The following is a 15,531-nucleotide window of genomic DNA, read 5'->3' on the forward strand; positions in this document are numbered from 1 at the left end:
TGACTGGACTTTTTTTGTGGAGACCAATAACGGTGAACCTGTCGAGCGGGTCAATGGAGATCACCATGCCTGAAAGATCGGAGCAGACTCTGCTCGAAAATCTGCTTGCGCTGCAGACCTGGGTGCGCGCCTGGTACGACGAAGCGGTCAAGGCGGAATTTATCAACGTGTCCTATCATCCGGACGCGGAAACGGTGAGCCTTTTGCGGCATTACTTTAAAGCCGGCGTGGCGCCGGCAGAAGCTGCTCACGCGTGCTTTGCTCATAAGCACTAACCCATCGGCGAAGTCCCTCCTTCAATCGCCTGCCAGGCCTGTTATCGCGCTTCTTCGCCCCGGCCTTGGGCGGCGCGGTTGACCGGGCGTCGTTGACGGGGTAAACGTAGCGTTTCTCGAAGCACCCGGGATAGAAACGCTGGTTATGACCGTAAAGAAAGCCATTTCACTGAATCGGCTATTGCACGACATTCGCGCCTGTACGGTGTGCGCGCCGGTGCTGCCGCATGCGCCGCGGCCGATTGTCGTGGCATCGGCCGACTCGCGCATTCTGATCATCGGCCAGGCGCCGGGCGCGCGCGTGCATGCTTCCGGCATTCCATGGAGCGATGCGAGCGGTGCACGTTTGCGGAACTGGCTCGGGGTCTCCGACGAAACCTTCTACGATGCCTCGAAATTCGCCCTCGTGCCGATGGGGTTCTGCTTTCCAGGCAGAGGCGCGAGTGGCGATCTGCCGCCGCGGCCCGAATGCGCCGCGCATTGGCATCAAACCTTGCTCGCCCAGTTGCACGAGGTGCGGCTCACGTTGCTGATCGGTCAATACGCGCAGCGCTTTGGTCTCAGTGACGCGTTCGGGCCGACGCTCACCGACACGCTGCTGCGTTGGCGGGAATATGGTCCCAACCTGGTGCCGCTTCCGCACCCTTCGCCACGCAATATTGCCTGGTTCAAGCGCAATCCGTGGTTTGAGGCCGAGGTGTTGCCGACTTTGCAGACGCGCGTTGCCGCCGCGCTCAAAGCATGATTCGCTACACGCGGGCGAAATAAACGGAAACACACAATTAAGCGCCCGGCGGAATAAAACGGCACACTGGCACGTTAGCTTGATACGGCGGCGCGACCGGACCTGTCCCGGCATGGCCGAATTTTCAAATAGCTTTCGCTGAGAACCCCATTTGCAGACGGAACGACCCATGAATACCCACGCCGATGCCCTGACCGATTCGAACGGGACCTTGCAGTCGTCGCGCTATACCCGCACGGCGATGGCGCTGCACTGGCTGATCGCGCTGCTGATGATCGGCAATGTCGTACTCGGTCTGACCGCTGAATCGTGGCCTGACGACTGGGTGCGTCCGGTGGTCGATACCCATAAGTCGATCGGTATCACGGTGCTCGGCCTCGCGCTGATGCGTATTTTGTGGCGCGTGTCGCACAAGCCGCCGCCGTTGCCGCGCGAGTTTCCGTCATGGGAGAAGATCGCCGCGCATGCGGCTCACTTCCTGCTGTACCTGCTGATGATTGCGTTGCCGCTGTCCGGTTGGCTGCACGATTCCGCGTGGAAAGATGCGGCCACGCATCCGATGCGGCTGTTCAACCTGTTCCCGTGGCCGCGCATCGGCTATGTGATGCACCTCGACCCGGCGCTCAAGGAGACCTTGCACGACCGCTTCGGCGCTTTGCATACGTGGCTCGGCTATGCGCTGTATGCGCTGCTGGCCATGCATATCGGCGGCGCGTTGAAGCATCAATGGATCGATCGGAAGTCGGTTCTGAAGCGCATGGTGCCGTGAGCGCTATCACGCTGTCTTTACTCTAACAACCGCATCAACGACGGACTCAGCAGTCATTTTGAAGAAAACTCTGGAACAGGCGCTTGCCCTTGCCTCCCCGCGCATTCTGCCGCGTCCCAAGACGCTGCTGAGTTCGCTGATTCATCTCAGCGTTGTTGTGTTGTGGCTGCTGCTGTTCGCGCGCGCATTCTTTCTGCAAGGTGTGGTGGCGTGGTCGACCGGGATTGCGTACGTGGTGTACGACACGTTGCTGCTCGCGTTCGTCACGTGGAAAACATTGCCGCTGATGCGGCCTACGTTACCGCTCGAACCTGATGGACCTGATGTCGATCCGCACGCTCTGCCGAACATGGGCGTGATCGTCGCGTCGCACAACGAGGCGACGGTGTTGCCGGTGACGCTCGCGGCGTTGCTGCGCCAGACACACGGACCGGCGCAAATCGTGATTGCCGACGACGGCTCCACCGATGCGACACACGCGCTGCTCACCGAGCGCTTCGGCCTGGTCGCCGCACCCGAGGGCGTGCTGAGCGCGCCAAGTACGCTTTACTCCAATCTGTACTGGCTGCGCGTGCCGCACGGCGGCAAAGCGCGTGCGCTGAACGCCGCCATCATGGTCATGACTACCGACACCGTCATGACCGTCGACGCCGACACGCTGCTCGAGGACGACGCGACCTACGCGATGCGTGCCGCTTTCGCGAGCGAGCCGAAGCTGGTCGCGGCGGCCGGCATTCTGGTGCCGGTGTGCGGCAAATCGGTGTCGGGCCGTGTGTTCCAGTGGTTTCAGACCTACGAGTACATGCGCAACTTCATCGCCCGTTTTGCGTGGATGCGCGCAGACAGTCTGCTGCTGATCTCTGGCGCCTTCGCGTCGTTCAAGCGCGACGCGCTGGTCGACGTGGGCGGCTTCGATCCGCAGTGTCTGGTCGAAGACTATGAACTGATTCATCGGCTGCGCCGCTATTCGGTCGACCATGGTCTCGGCTGGGACGTGCGTGTGGTCGGCGACGCCCGCGCGCGTACCGACGCGCCGGATAACCTCGGCAGTTTTCTGCGGCAACGGCGCCGCTGGTTCGCGGGCTTCCTGCAAACGCAATACTGGAACCGCGATATGACCGGCAACCCGCGCTACGGCACGATGGGCATGCTGATGCTGCCGGTCAAGGCCATCGATACGATGCAGCCGATCTACGGTCTGAGCGCCTTCGCGCTGTTGCTCGGCTTTCTGTTCGGCGGGCATGGCGCGATCGTCGTGTCGATTTTCAGCGTGATCGGCCTCAAAACGGCGATCGATCTTGCGTTCTATCTCTGGTGTATCCATCTATACCGCCGCTGGACCGGACTGCGCACCGGCTCCAGTTTGCGGATGGCGGTCCTCGCGGCGATCGCCGAGCCGTTCACGTTTCAACTGGTGCGGCACGTCGGCGCACTGCTCGGCTGGCTCCATTTCCTGCGTGGTGGCCGCTCATGGGGCGTGCAACGCCGCTCCGGGCTCGTCACGCACGACGAAAGTCACTAGCCAATCGTCTTCAATCGTCTTATCTGACACGGCCACAGCGGCAAACCGGCACGCTTGCGGCCATGGTCCGCCGGGTGGGGGCAGGGCGTGCCGTGTCTGCTATGGAACCATGGGGCTTCGGGTTCTAGTAGACTGTGCAACGATACCGGCCTGCGAATTGCAGGGCGGCGACCTTCCATCCGCTCGTGCACGGAGGCCCCACACATGCATGCTGTTCCCCCGCTCGAACAAGACATCGTCGATGCGCCGGTCGATGCGTCGGTTGCTCAGGCAGCCACGCAAACCCAAGCCCCAGCAACCGGGAATGCAGGCGCGCCCAATCAGGCCGCCCCCGATGCCCCGGTGCGCGATCTGCGCCGTGTCGGTATTCACCCGGACTACTGGTATCCGCTCGCATGGTCGCATGAAGTGAAGCGGGGCAAGACGCATGGTGTGACGTTCGCGGGCGAGCCGATCGTGCTGGCGCGTACGGAGTCCGGCAAGGTGTTCGCGCTCGAAGATCGTTGCGCGCATCGTCAGGTGCCGTTGCATCAGGGGGTGGTGGACGGTGAATCGATCCGTTGCGGCTATCACGGCTGGACTTACGACTGCTCGGGTAAATGTATCGACGTGCCGTATCTCGGCCGGGAACGTTTGCCGAATGGCGTGCGTTCCTATCCGTGCCGCGAGATCGAGGGCCTGATTTTCGTCTTTCCCGGCAACGCCGAACTGGCCGACGAGCGGCCGTTACCGGCGTTCGGCTCCGTGTCCGACAAGAAGTACAAGACGCGCCGTTTCGGCCGTCCGGTGAATTGCCACTACTCGTTCATGCACGAGAACCTGATGGATATGAACCATCAGTTCCTGCATCGCCGGCAGATGGGGCAGATGCGCGCGCGTTCGTTGGGCCGGCGGCGCGGCGAAGGCTGGGTTGAAGTCGATTACACGTTTGCGCGCATGGCCGGCCAGCAGCCGATCGGCGAAGCGATCGTGTTCGGCCAGAGCCGCAAGGCGGGCGGTGACAACGACAAGGACGTCATGACGATCCGCACCGAGTATCCGTATCAGACGCTGCAGATCCGCACGTCCGAACAGACACTGGTGATGGACTTGTGGATTGTCTACGTGCCGCTCGATCGCGAACAGCGCACGAACCGCACCTTCGGCCTGCTGTCGATTCGCAAACCGGGAATTCCCGGCGTGCTCAATCTCGCGTGGCCGTTGCTCGTGTGGTTCACCGAACGCATTTTCAAGGAAGACCGCGAGATCGTCGAAGCCGAGCAGCGCGCGCACGATACGCAGGGCGCGGACTGGAATCACGAGGTGTTTCCGGTCATCAACGAACTACGCGCGTTGCTGCGTGAGAGCGGCGCGCCCGATCAGGTGGTGGGCGCGGGCACGGGCGATGCCCAGGTGATCCGTTTCTGGGATTCGCGCCACGGCAACCCATTGTCGAATACCTGATATTCGAGTTTTTTGGCGCTACAGCGGACCGTACAATCGTCGGCGACGATGAGCGGTACGCCGGCGGCGCCGGCTATAACAAGACGCATAACACGCATAAAGTGCGGGCTCATCGATCGGGAAAGCCAAAATCATAATGATTCGCTTGAGGGGTCTAGTCGATGAGTACCGAACTGCATGCAGTGATGCCGGTTGTCGTGTTGCTGGTGGGTCTCGCCGTCATGGCGGCGGCGCTGGTGAAGGGCGGTCCCAAGCAGCCGCCGCCGCTCGCGTCGATCAACGAACCCTTCAAGTCGGTCGATACTTCCGATCTGCCTCCCGTTGAACGCTATACCGCACGCGATAACGCGTCGCTCGCCTACCGGCGCTATGCGGGTGCGATAACGCCCGCGAGCGGCAGTGTGGTGCTGATTCACGGCTCGTCGGCAAGTGGCGAAAGCCTGCATACCCTGGCGAAGGCGCTCGCCGCGGCCGGTTACGACGTCTATGTGCCCGATATGCGTGGGCACGGCGAATCCGGTAAGAAAGGCACCATCGCGTATATCGGCCAGCTCGAAGACGATCTGAGCGATTTTATCGACGCGCTTCAGCCGGCCGGTCCGCGCACGCTGGTGGGTTTTTCTTCGGGCGGCGGTTTTGCGCTGCGGTTTGCGGGCGATGCACGGCAAATGGCATTCGACCGCTATGTGCTGCTTGCGCCGTTCCTTCATCAAGACGCGCTGACCACGCCGGCTTCCGCCGGCGGCTGGGCGAATATCGGGTTGCCGCGCGTGATCGTGCTGGTGATGCTCAACAAACTGCGCATCACGCTCTTCAACTATCTGCCGACCGTCGCTTTTGCGTTGTCGCCCGAGGCGGCGACCAGGCTCACGCCGCAATACTCGTACAACCTGATGCAGAACTTTCGTCCGCATGAGGATTACCGCGCGAATATTCGGGCGACGCGGCAGCCGATCGAAGTGCTGGCCGGCGCGAATGACGAGGTATTTCACGCCGAGGCATTTGCCGGGGTTTTTGCGGAAGCGGGGCGGGCAGTGCCAGTCACGATCGTGCCCGGCGTGACGCATATCGCGTTGACACTCGACGCCACGGCCGTTGCCGCCATTGTGAACACGGTGGCTGAGCGTGCCGGCGAGGCGGCGTTCTCGTAGGCTGGCTTTCCACTCGCTGGGGAATTAATCCATCTCCAGCCGGTGGGGAATTCGGGCCGTTCGAGCGGCGATAATGGCATCTGACACATACGGGTTTGCGCCAATCGAGATGCGCGGGCCGTCGACCCGTGTACCATTTCGCTTTTTCCGACCTTGAAGAATAGCTCCGTGACTACGCAACAAATCCCCACCGCATCCCGCAAGTCCCTCACCCTGCTGCAATTGCTGGGCATCATCGGCGCCGCCGGACTGATCGCAGCGATCGTGCTGAACCAGTTCGTCTGACCCCATCTCCCGCTATAAAGCGCTCGCTTCAAGCATCCGACCCTAAGCCGGCGCTCGCCGTCGGCTTCATCGATATCCCGATTTGCCATGTACAAGAAGGGCGTAGCGGTAGAAATCCAGTTTTCCCCCGAACGGCTCAACGACGGCGCCGGCGATCCGTACTGGATCGATTTGACGCAGGCCGAAGCGCAACGGCTATTGGAAAGCTTGCAGACCCGCCTTGCTGAAAGCAGCGCGGGAACGGCCGCGCCGTTGGTGGTAAGCCTCGATGCAACGCCGGCGTCGCCAGCGTCTGCTGAGACGGCTTCGCCAGCAAGCGCGATGTCCGCGGACGACTTCAAACAATGGGTCTGCGTGATCTGCGGCTGGATCTACGACGAAGCCGCCGGTTTGCCGGAAGAAGGTATCGCGCCGGGCACCCGCTGGGCAGATGTCCCGGCCGACTGGCGCTGCCCGCTGTGCGACGTGGGCAAGGAAGATTTCGCGCTGGTCGAGTTTTAAGCTTAATCCGTCCCTTGCGGAAAGTCCGCGCCGAGCGTTGTGGCTTCCCAGGCATCGAAGTCGCCGCGCATGAAGTCCAGCTTCTTGCGTGCCAGTTCGAGCGCAACCTTGCCGAGCAGCAAACGCAGCGGCGGCGTGTCCGATAGCGCGGCGTCGATGATCGCCTGAGCCGCGCGCACAGGATCGCCCGCCTGTTTGCCGCTGCGCGCCTCGGTCTGCTTGCGGCGCTCGCCGGCTGTGGCGGCGTAGTCGTCGATCAACGTTGCCGATTGCTTGATCGACGGACCAGCCCAGTTCGTGCGGAACGGGCCGGGTTCGACGATCAGTACGTCGATGCCGAGCGGCTTCACCTCGGCGGCAAGCGATTCGGACAAACCTTCTACCGCGTATTTGGTGGCGTGGTAATAACCGGTCGCGGCAAAACTCGCGAGGCCGCCAATCGACGATACATTCACGATCAAGCCACTGTGCTGCTCACGCATGATCGGCAGGACCGCCTTCGTGATATCGACGAGACCGAACACATTGGTTTCGAACATTGCGCGAACTTCGTCGTCCTCGCCTTCTTCGATCGCGGCCAGATAGCCGTAACCCGCGTTATTGACGAGCGCGTCGATACGGCCGAAACGCTGTTTAGCCTGCGTGACCACGTCGGTGATCTGCGTGCGGTTCGTTACGTCGAGCGGCAGCACCAGCGCGCGGTCGCCGTGCCCTTCGGCGATATCTTTCACTTTTGACGGGTCGCGTGCGGTGACGACCGCGCGCCAGCCACGCTCCAGCACCAACTTCGCCAATTCGCGGCCGAAGCCGGTGGAACAGCCTGTAATTAGCCAGACGGGATCGTCTCGATTCATCATTTGGGAAACTCCGGTTGATGGGCCAACGTGGCGCGGATGGATCGTCGAGCAGCGCCGTTAACACTTCTTACGTCGTGAGTGGGTTTTTAATTGTAGCCGCAGCGCCGCGGCCTCGCTTTGCAGCGCTTCAACGAACGCGCCCGCGAGCGGATGGCTTGGACGATGCTCCGGATGAACCACGCTCACGCGAAACGGCAGCGAAATGGCAAGCGGCCGGATATGCAGATTGCGCCCCGCGAAATCGAGCGCGGTAAGCGGATTGACAATGGCCACGCCGAGCCCCTGCCGCACGAAACTGCACACGGAGACGGCGGTGGGCGTCTCGATCATCTGGCGGCGTGCGATGCCCGCTTGTGCGAAGGCTTCGTCGATCTGAAGCCGGTACGGATCGTTCGACGACAGGCTGATGAATCGCTGATTCGCCAAATCCTGCAACTCGATTATGCGCTTGGCGAGCAAAGGATGCGCATCGGGCAGCACGCAGACTTCGTCCACTTCGAGCAATGGCGTCAGGCGGGTTCCGGCGGGCGGCGCGCCGTGTTCGGTCAAGCCGAGGTCATAACGCTGCGCGGTCAGCCATTCTTCGAGCAACGGCGATTCCTGCGTCGCGATCGAGAGGCTGACGCCGGGCTGTGCGCCGTGGAAACGTTTCGACGCACCAGGCAGAATCGAATGCGAAAACGCGGGCAACGCGATGATGGAAAGCTGGCCGCCTTGAAATTCGCGCAGGCTTGCGGCTGTGGATGCCACCCGTTCGAGTCCGATATATGCGCGCTTGATTTCGTCGAACAGCGTCAATGCGGACAGGGTTGGACGCAGCCGCCCATGCACGCGTTCGAACAGGGCAAAGCCGATGCTTTGCTCCATGCGTGCAAGTTCGCGGCTTACCGTGGGCTGCGAGGTGAAGAGCATGTCGGCCGCTTTGGTGACGCTGCCTGCCGTCATCAATGCGCGGAAGACTTCGATGTGCCGATGGGTGAGCGCCATGATGTCTATATCAGAAATGAATGGGTTGGCGAATAATGGGTATTTTACTGAATGGCCAGTTCTTAGCATCATGTTGGTCACAACCATGCTTTCAGATCAAGAGCCGAGCACCGTGACTACTTTCAATCCACAACAGCTTGTCGAACTCGCGCATCAGTACGGCACCCCTCTTTGGGTCTACAACGCTGACGTGATCCGCCAACGTATCGCTGAATTGCGCCGCTTCGACGTGATCCGCTATGCGCAGAAGGCGTGTTCGAATGTGCACATCCTGAAGCTGATGCGAGACGAAGGGGCGATGGTCGATGCGGTGTCGCTGGGCGAAATCACTCGCAGTCTTGCGGCGGGGTTTACGCCGGATGGCGATCCCGAGGGCGTGGTGCTGACCGCGGATCTCGTCGATCACGCGACGCTGGCTGCGGTGATCGAACATCGCATCACGGTCAACACCGGATCGCTCGATATGCTTGAACGGGTGGGACAGCATGCACCTGAAGGGCACCGGGTGTGGCTGCGAATCAATCCGGGCTTCGGTCACGGCCACAGCAACAAGACCAACACAGGCGGTGAACATAGCAAGCATGGCATCTGGCTCGACGACGTGCCGCTGGCGATAGCGATGGTGCGGCGCTACGGCCTGAAGCTGGTCGGGCTGCACATGCATATCGGCTCGGGCGTCGACTACACGCATCTAGCGCGTGTGTGCGACGCGATGGTCGAAGCGGTGCGGAGTCTGGGGCACGATATCGAAGCGATTTCGGCAGGCGGCGGGTTGTCGGTGCCGTATAGCGCAGGCGAGCCGCGGATTGACGCCGAGCACTATTTTCGTCTTTGGGACGATGCGCGCAAGCAGATCGAAGCACACCTCGGGCATCACGTGAGACTGGAGATCGAACCGGGGCGCTTTCTTGTCGCGGAAGCGGGTGTGCTGGTTGCCGAGGTGCACGCGCTAAATCGCCGGCCGAACCGGCAGTTCGTCCTGGTCGATGCGGGCTTTAACGACCTGGTGAGGCCATCGTTCTACGGCAGTCGTCATGAGATGACGGTGGTAAAAGGCAATGGCATGCGGAGTGAAGCGACTGTTGGCGCCTTCACGGTGGCCGGACCGTTGTGCGAAGCGGGCGATGTGTTTACGCAGGAGGCGGGTGGGGTGGTGACGAACCGCGCTATGCCGACGCCGGAAGTGGGAGACCTCATTGTGTTTCACGATGCAGGCGCATACGGTGCGTCGATGTCATCGAACTACAACAGCCGGCCGCTGGCGCCTGAAGTATTGCTGGAGAATGGCACGCCGCGTTTGATTCGGCGCAGGCAGAGCATGCAGGAACTGATTGCGCTCGAAACGCTGGGCTAATTCTGTCGAGCGTGGTCGCTGCGAGCCCTCACCGTGCGGGTGTACGACGCGATCATCGTCGCGAGTTCCTGGGCGGCGGGTGTGATGGGAATCGCCGCACGCTGCAGCAAGCACACGTTCTGTTCGACCGCACGCTCGCGCACGTTGATCGATGTGAGCGTGCTCGCAAACGGCCCCCGTTTCGCGACGATCGACGCCTCCAGCGACAGGCAGTCCGTCGCACTGACCAGGTGCAGCGTCTCGTACAGACCTTCCACCGTGGCGATGATTTTCGGCGGTGGCAAGCCGTGACTCTCCAGCAGATGGGTCAGGCGGTTGATTTGCGGGTCGTTGGTGAGATTGGGCGAACGCGTTGCCACCCACGTGCAATCGGCGAGCTCGGCAAGCGAGGTCGCGCCCGCTTTCGGATGACCGCGACGGCAGACAATCACGGGATCGGACGGATAGAGCGGCGTGACGGACAGATCGGCCGTGTCGGTATGTTTCGACACCAGTGCGACAGCGAAATCGAGCGTGCCTTCGCGAATCCACGAAATCATCATCCGCGACGTACCGGTGCGCAAATGCACCGCGACCCGCTCGAAGCGCGCGCGGAATTCCGTCAGCACCGGTGCGAAGGCGTCGACGAGCGGCTCGGTGGTCATGCCGAACGTGACCTCGCCCGCATAGTCGCCGCGCAATTGCTGCACTTCCTGCTCGGCCCGCTCGCATTCGCCGAGAATCGCGCCGGCCCGCTGCAACAGGCGCTGGCCGAGCGCGGTCAGCGCGATTCCGCGGTTCGTGCGGGTGAACAAGGTCGCGCCCAGCATCGATTCGAGGTGCTGCAACTGTTGCGTGATGCCGCTCTGGGCGATGCCGAGCGCCCGCGACGCTGCGCGAATGCTGCCATGCTCTGCCACAGCGGTGAACGCGCGCAGTTGGGAGATCGTCAACGCCATGCGGAGTTTCCGTGATCGGTAAAAGTGATCATGATATTACTTTCGGGACTTCTTTGAGGCGCGGCGGCGGCATAGGATGGCCCCGTACTCCGTAGTAATCCGCCCAACCCACACCCGCCTCCCATGAAAATCTCGCTGATGATCTTGAGCGCCGCGCTGGCTTTCAGCAGTGGTGCGTTCGCCGCCGACCCCGCCACGCTGCGCCTCGGTATCGATCCGAGCTATCCGCCGATGGACGCCAAGGCGCCCGACGGCAGCTTCAAAGGATTCGACGTCGATCTCGGCAACGAAATCTGCCGGCGCATTCATGCGCGTTGCCAGTGGGTCGAACTCGAGTTCTCGGGGATGATTCCGGCGCTGCAGGCGCGCAAGATCGACGCGATTCTTTCGTCGATGGCGATCACGGAGAAGCGCGAGCAACAGATCCTGTTTTCGTCGAAGCTGTTCCAGTTCAAATCGCGGCTGATCGCGCGCCAGGGTTCGGCGCTTGCGGGTGGGACGAATGCGTTGGCCGGCAAGCAGATTGGCGTGCAGACGGGGACGCAGTTTGAAGGGTACGCGTTGAAGAATTGGGCACCGCTTGGCGCGCATGTGGTCGCGTATAAGAGTCAGGATGAGGTGTTCGCCGATTTGCAGAATGGCCGGCTTGATGGCGCATTGCTCGGCACTGTCGAAGCTGACTACGGCTTTTTGCGCACGCCGGCTGGGAAGGGGTTTGCTTTTGTCGGGGAGCCGCTTTCGATGGGTGATCGTGGTGTGGGGATTGGTCTGCGTAAGGATGAGACCGCGGTGCAGGCGTCCATGAACGAGGCGATTGCTTCAATGCTTAAGGACGGTACGTACGCGAAGATCGCGAAGAAGTACTTCGATTTCGATCCGTACGGCAATTGATCTTCCTTCTAATTTTCTTTTTCAGATTCTCTGTTCATGAATAAGCAATCGATTCCGCTTCTATCGCCGGCTATCGGCACGCACCGTGAACTGGTGTCGTTTCATTTTGGCCCGGTGGATAGCGGACAGAAAATCTATATCCAGTCGTCGCTGCATGCCGATGAAACGCCGGCGATGCTGACGACGGTTTTGCTTAAACGTCGATTGCTCGAACTGGAGAAGCAGGGTGCGTTGAATGCGGAAGTTGTTCTGGTGCCGGTGGCGAATCCGGTTGGACTCGGGCAGTACGTGCTGGGGCAGTTTATTGGCCGCTTCGACCTGGGTAGTGGTAAGAACTTCAATCGACACTTCCTGCAGTTTTCTGGGCTGGTGGCGCGGGCTAAGGAGGCGTTGGGTTCGGATGCTTCGGAGAATCGGCGGATTGTTCGCGAACTGATCGCCGCTGAGTTGGCTGAACAGAAACCGTTGACCGAGTTCGAGTCGCTGCAATTGGCGTTGCTGAAGCTTTCCTTCGATGCGGATGTGGTGATCGATTTGCATTGCTCGTTGGAAGCGGCGATGCATCTCTATACCAGTGAGGCGGCGTGGCCGGAGTTTGAGCCTTTGGCGCGGTATCTGGGGGCGCAGGCTTCGTTGCTGGCGACTAACTCGGGTGGGGAGTCGTTTGATGAGACGCATAGTTTGTTGTGGTGGCAATTGCAGCAAGCTTTGCCTGCTGATAAGCCTGTGCCCAATGGGGCGATTGCTGTTACGGTGGAATGCCGTGGGCAGCGGGATGTTTCTTATGAAGTCGCGCAGGAAGATGCTGATGCGTTGATTGATTATCTGGTTTGGCGGAACGTTGTTCGGGTTGATGCTGTTAAGCCATTGCCCGAGTTATTGGCGCCTGCGACGCCGCTTGCCGGTAGTGAACAGTTCTATGCGCCCGTTAGCGGGATTCTTGTTCATCGCGCCAAGATTGGGGACACGATTCGTGTCGGGCAGGCACTGTTCGATATCGTCGATCCGTTGACTGATGAGACTACTACGCTGTGTAGCAACACCGAAGGCGTGTTTTATATGCGGCGCGCAATTCGGTTTGTGACGGCTGGGGCGCCGTTGGGGCGCGTGACTGGGACGCGGGCTTTTAGGACTGGAGTCTTGTTGGGGGCTTAAGGGTTTGGCCTGCTCGGCGGTTGGGTTGGTTGTGTGCTTATGGTGTTTGGCCTTTCCTTGTTGTGTTAGTGGTCTATTAGCGTTGCCCCTGTGCGGGGCGGCACCTACTTTTCTTTGCCGGCCGCAAAGAAAAGTAGGCAAAAGAAAGCGGCTTTACACCGCTAGCTCATAAGCGGGTCCCCCGCGCAGCTACGGTAGTGGTGCATCTGGAATCCGTCTCCTCGCACACTCCGCATCAGTGACAAGGCAGTCATACTTCCGGCGGCGCTGCGCGCGCCGATGCGGTATTTCTTCAAGACGTTGCCGTTGCCGTTGCCGTTGCCGCCGCAAGACGCTAACTTTGGTCAATCGGCCCAAGACGTCCGCAAGATTCCTACCGCGCTTCAATATTGCATCGCCAAGCCTCGATCGAGCGGCCCAACAGCAGCTACCCAACCGAGGCTCATCTACTTCCCCCGCTCGCCCTTAGCTCACCACCAATACCGGCGCGACAGCCGCCGGGTCACTGATGCTCGGTCGGCCATTCTCCACGTGCCCCGCCACACGACGCGAGAAACTGGTGTCGTCGTTGCTCGTCACCGTCAAGTCGTACCAGTGGTGACTCGATGCCAGCACCCAGCCCTCTTCGATATGCGCCCCCGCCGGCACCAGCACCGGACGCGTGCGCGCACCATACGCGTTGTCCGTCACCGTCAAGCGCGCAATACCGCCACCCTTGTTGCTGAACTTGATAAACACGTTCCCGTTCGCAACGTCATACTGCACCTTGATCTCCGGTTCCGCGGGCTTGTTGTGGCCGTGCCAACCCGCCGCCTGCGCGGTCTGTGCCGTAGCCGTCTGCGTGTTACCAGCAAACTTGCGCACGAAACCGTTCGGTCCGAATACCTCGAACGTGTACACGCCGTTCGTCGTCGTCAGATCGAAGCTCTCGCTGAGCGACTTGCCAGCCTCGACGGTGTAGCGCCACGGGCCGTCCGTGCGATTCGTCGAGTACACGTAGAAATGCGCGCCTTGACGGCCGCTGTTGGCGAACACGATCTCAAACGTGTTCTTCTTCACGTCCGCATGACCGTTCACGTGCAACTCATACGGCAACGCACGGGCGAAACGGATACCGCTTTCCTGCGGGTCAAAGGCGACCGGCGTGGTGGGCACCGTGGGTTTCGGCTGCGACGAGCACTCGTTGGCGATCTGCTGGTAATTGCTCGTGTCCGGCAGCGTCGGCACTGAGGCGTCCGGCGTGCGGAAGTCGAACGCGGTGGTCAGGTCGCCACACACGGCACGGCGCCATGCAGTGATGTTCGGCTCGTAGACGCCAAAGCGCGTCTCGATGAAGCGAATCACCGACGTGTGATCGAACACCTGCGAGCACACAAAACCACCCTTGCTCCACGGCGATACGATCGTCATCGGGACGCGCGGGCCGAGACCGTACGGCAAGCCGTCAGCAGTGTAGCTGCCGCCGCGCCCCGGATTCACCACGTTGTGAATCTCGCCGTCGGTGCTGACCGTCGACTGGCCCTGGGCCGGCGTCGTCGCCGGTTGCGGCGGCACGAGGTGATCGAAGAAACCGTCGTTCTCGTCGTACATGATGAACAACACCGTCTTGCTCCACACTTCGGGATTCGACGTCAACGCGTCCAGAATCTGCGACGTGTATTCCGCGCCGTATGCGGGCGTATAGCTCGGGTGCTCGGAGTACGCGGCGGGTGGGCACAGCCACGATACTTGCGGCAGATTACCCGCGAGCACATCGTTCTTCAGGTCCGCAATCGTGCGCACAGTCTGCGCGCGCTCGTACAGGGCGCTGCCCGGTTGCGCGTTGATAAAGTTCGCGAAGTTCTGCAGGACGTTGGTGCCGTAGTTGCCGTTCAACGGATCGGCGCCCGTCAGACCCTGCTGATACACCTGCCATGTAATCCCCGCGGCTTGCAGACGTTCCGGATACGTGGTCCACGAGAGCAACTGATAGGTCGGCGGACCGTCGTTATCGACGAAATCGTTGTTGTCGAGCAGCGGGCCGCCCATGGTGCCGGTCGGATCGACCATGCCGCTCATCAGATAGGCACGGTTCGGGTGCGTGGGTCCCGGCAGCGAGCAGAAGTAGGCGTCGCACACCGTGAACGCGTCGGCCAGAGCGTAGTGGAACGGGATGTCGCTACGCAGGTAGTAGCCCATCGTCATGTCGGTCTTGTACTGCGGCCACTGGTTGTACGCGCCGTTGTTCATCGCGTAGTGCGTCGGGTACCACGAGTGGTCGAGGTCGCCGATACATTGCGCGCTGGTCGTCGCCGTGTTCAGATGGAACGGCAGCACCGGTTGCGCCGCGTTTTCCTTCGACGGCTGGTACCACACGGGTTGCTGGCCACCCGGCAGCGGAATCGGGAAGCGGTCGTTGTAACCGCGTACGCCGCGCATATGGCCGAAGTAGTGGTCGAACGAACGGTTCTCCTGCATGAACACGACGATGTGCTCGACATCGCGGATCGTGCCGGTGCGCGAAAACGCGGGCACGGCAAGCGCATTGCGAATGGACTCGGGCAGCGCGGTCAGCGCGGCAGCAGCGCCGGCCGATGAAGCCACGGTCTGCAGGAAACGGCGACGGCTATTTGATGTCATCGAATATCACCTTCTGCGGGTGGGGGAAAGAATAGCGCG

The 15,531-nt window shown here is 61.2% G+C and carries 14 protein-coding genes; 10 read left to right on the forward strand and 4 right to left on the reverse strand.

What is annotated here, in order from left to right; translation table 11 throughout:
* Positions 1–53: 53 nt before the first annotated feature.
* The 7 genes from GH665_RS21705 (at position 54) to GH665_RS39135 (ending at position 6,691) form a co-directional block, all read left to right on the forward strand.
* On the forward strand, positions 54–275 hold the full coding sequence (locus GH665_RS21705; protein WP_153138759.1) for a hypothetical protein: 222 nt from the start codon (positions 54–56) through the stop codon (positions 273–275).
* A gap of 145 nt (positions 276–420) precedes the next feature.
* On the forward strand, positions 421–1,020 hold the full coding sequence (locus GH665_RS21710; protein WP_153138761.1) for a uracil-DNA glycosylase family protein: 600 nt from the start codon (positions 421–423) through the stop codon (positions 1,018–1,020).
* 169 nt (positions 1,021–1,189) lie between these two features.
* A complete protein-coding gene (locus tag GH665_RS21715; RefSeq protein ID WP_153138763.1) occupies positions 1,190–1,789 on the forward strand; it encodes a cytochrome b in 600 nt (199 codons plus the stop codon).
* 58 nt (positions 1,790–1,847) lie between these two features.
* Positions 1,848–3,311, forward strand: a complete 1,464-nt coding sequence (locus GH665_RS21720) for a glycosyltransferase family 2 protein (RefSeq protein ID WP_153138765.1) — start codon at positions 1,848–1,850, stop codon at positions 3,309–3,311.
* A 204-nt stretch (positions 3,312–3,515) separates the two neighbouring features.
* Complete coding sequence (locus tag GH665_RS21725; RefSeq protein ID WP_153138766.1) at positions 3,516–4,754, forward strand: aromatic ring-hydroxylating oxygenase subunit alpha; 1,239 nt, start codon at positions 3,516–3,518, stop codon at positions 4,752–4,754.
* Positions 4,755–4,915: 161 nt separating this feature from the next.
* Positions 4,916–5,905 (forward strand): alpha/beta hydrolase, encoded by a 990-nt coding sequence (locus GH665_RS21730; RefSeq protein ID WP_153138768.1) that lies wholly within the window; start codon positions 4,916–4,918, stop codon positions 5,903–5,905.
* A gap of 372 nt (positions 5,906–6,277) precedes the next feature.
* The gene (locus GH665_RS39135) at positions 6,278–6,691 is read left to right on the forward strand and encodes a rubredoxin (protein ID WP_153138771.1); all 414 of its coding nucleotides are present in this window, start codon (positions 6,278–6,280) and stop codon (positions 6,689–6,691) included.
* A gap of 2 nt (positions 6,692–6,693) precedes the next feature.
* Here GH665_RS39135 and GH665_RS21745 read toward each other — a convergent pair whose 3' ends face one another.
* Both GH665_RS21745 and GH665_RS21750 read right to left on the reverse strand, forming a co-directional pair.
* Positions 6,694–7,548 (reverse strand): oxidoreductase, encoded by an 855-nt coding sequence (locus GH665_RS21745; RefSeq protein ID WP_153138773.1) that lies wholly within the window; start codon positions 7,546–7,548, stop codon positions 6,694–6,696.
* A gap of 57 nt (positions 7,549–7,605) precedes the next feature.
* Positions 7,606–8,535 (reverse strand): LysR family transcriptional regulator, encoded by a 930-nt coding sequence (locus GH665_RS21750; protein ID WP_153138775.1) that lies wholly within the window; start codon positions 8,533–8,535, stop codon positions 7,606–7,608.
* Positions 8,536–8,647: 112 nt separating this feature from the next.
* Here GH665_RS21750 and lysA point away from each other — a divergent pair, with 112 nt between their 5' ends.
* Positions 8,648–9,889, forward strand: a complete 1,242-nt coding sequence (gene lysA / locus GH665_RS21755) for a diaminopimelate decarboxylase (protein WP_425496051.1) — start codon at positions 8,648–8,650, stop codon at positions 9,887–9,889.
* On the opposite strand, the gene GH665_RS21760 is transcribed toward lysA, so the two are convergent.
* Positions 9,886–10,827, reverse strand: a complete 942-nt coding sequence (locus GH665_RS21760; RefSeq protein WP_153138779.1) for a LysR substrate-binding domain-containing protein — start codon at positions 10,825–10,827, stop codon at positions 9,886–9,888. The two genes, lysA and GH665_RS21760, sit on opposite strands and share 4 nt — an antisense overlap.
* Positions 10,828–10,950: 123 nt before the next feature.
* On the opposite strand from GH665_RS21760, the gene GH665_RS21765 reads away from it, so the two are divergent.
* Complete coding sequence (locus GH665_RS21765) at positions 10,951–11,718, forward strand: transporter substrate-binding domain-containing protein (RefSeq protein WP_153138781.1); 768 nt, start codon at positions 10,951–10,953, stop codon at positions 11,716–11,718.
* A gap of 36 nt (positions 11,719–11,754) precedes the next feature.
* Entirely contained in the window at positions 11,755–12,873 is a 1,119-nt protein-coding gene (locus GH665_RS21770; protein ID WP_153138783.1) for a succinylglutamate desuccinylase/aspartoacylase family protein, read from the forward strand.
* A gap of 465 nt (positions 12,874–13,338) precedes the next feature.
* On the opposite strand, the gene GH665_RS21775 is transcribed toward GH665_RS21770, so the two are convergent.
* The gene (locus GH665_RS21775) at positions 13,339–15,492 is read right to left on the reverse strand and encodes a phosphocholine-specific phospholipase C (RefSeq protein WP_028195904.1); all 2,154 of its coding nucleotides are present in this window, start codon (positions 15,490–15,492) and stop codon (positions 13,339–13,341) included.
* Between the last annotated feature and the right edge of the window lie 39 nt (positions 15,493–15,531).

Origin of the sequence: Paraburkholderia agricolaris, from assembly GCF_009455635.1 — a bacterium.
Lineage (GTDB): Bacteria > Pseudomonadota > Gammaproteobacteria > Burkholderiales > Burkholderiaceae > Paraburkholderia > Paraburkholderia agricolaris.

Coding starts and splice junctions, on each gene's coding strand:
- GH665_RS21725 (WP_153138766.1), top strand. CDS start 3,516: ATGCATGCTGTTCCCCCGCTCGAACAAGACATCGTCGATGCGCCGGTC.
- GH665_RS21705 (WP_153138759.1), top strand. CDS start 54: ATGGAGATCACCATGCCTGAAAGATCGGAGCAGACTCTGCTCGAAAAT.
- GH665_RS21775 (WP_028195904.1), bottom strand. CDS start 15,492: ATGACATCAAATAGCCGTCGCCGTTTCCTGCAGACCGTGGCTTCATCG.
- GH665_RS21710 (WP_153138761.1), top strand. CDS start 421: ATGACCGTAAAGAAAGCCATTTCACTGAATCGGCTATTGCACGACATT.
- GH665_RS21715 (WP_153138763.1), top strand. CDS start 1,190: ATGAATACCCACGCCGATGCCCTGACCGATTCGAACGGGACCTTGCAG.
- GH665_RS39135 (WP_153138771.1), top strand. CDS start 6,278: ATGTACAAGAAGGGCGTAGCGGTAGAAATCCAGTTTTCCCCCGAACGG.
- GH665_RS21745 (WP_153138773.1), bottom strand. CDS start 7,548: ATGATGAATCGAGACGATCCCGTCTGGCTAATTACAGGCTGTTCCACC.
- GH665_RS21730 (WP_153138768.1), top strand. CDS start 4,916: ATGAGTACCGAACTGCATGCAGTGATGCCGGTTGTCGTGTTGCTGGTG.
- GH665_RS21770 (WP_153138783.1), top strand. CDS start 11,755: ATGAATAAGCAATCGATTCCGCTTCTATCGCCGGCTATCGGCACGCAC.
- GH665_RS21750 (WP_153138775.1), bottom strand. CDS start 8,535: ATGGCGCTCACCCATCGGCACATCGAAGTCTTCCGCGCATTGATGACG.
- GH665_RS21760 (WP_153138779.1), bottom strand. CDS start 10,827: ATGGCGTTGACGATCTCCCAACTGCGCGCGTTCACCGCTGTGGCAGAG.
- GH665_RS21765 (WP_153138781.1), top strand. CDS start 10,951: ATGAAAATCTCGCTGATGATCTTGAGCGCCGCGCTGGCTTTCAGCAGT.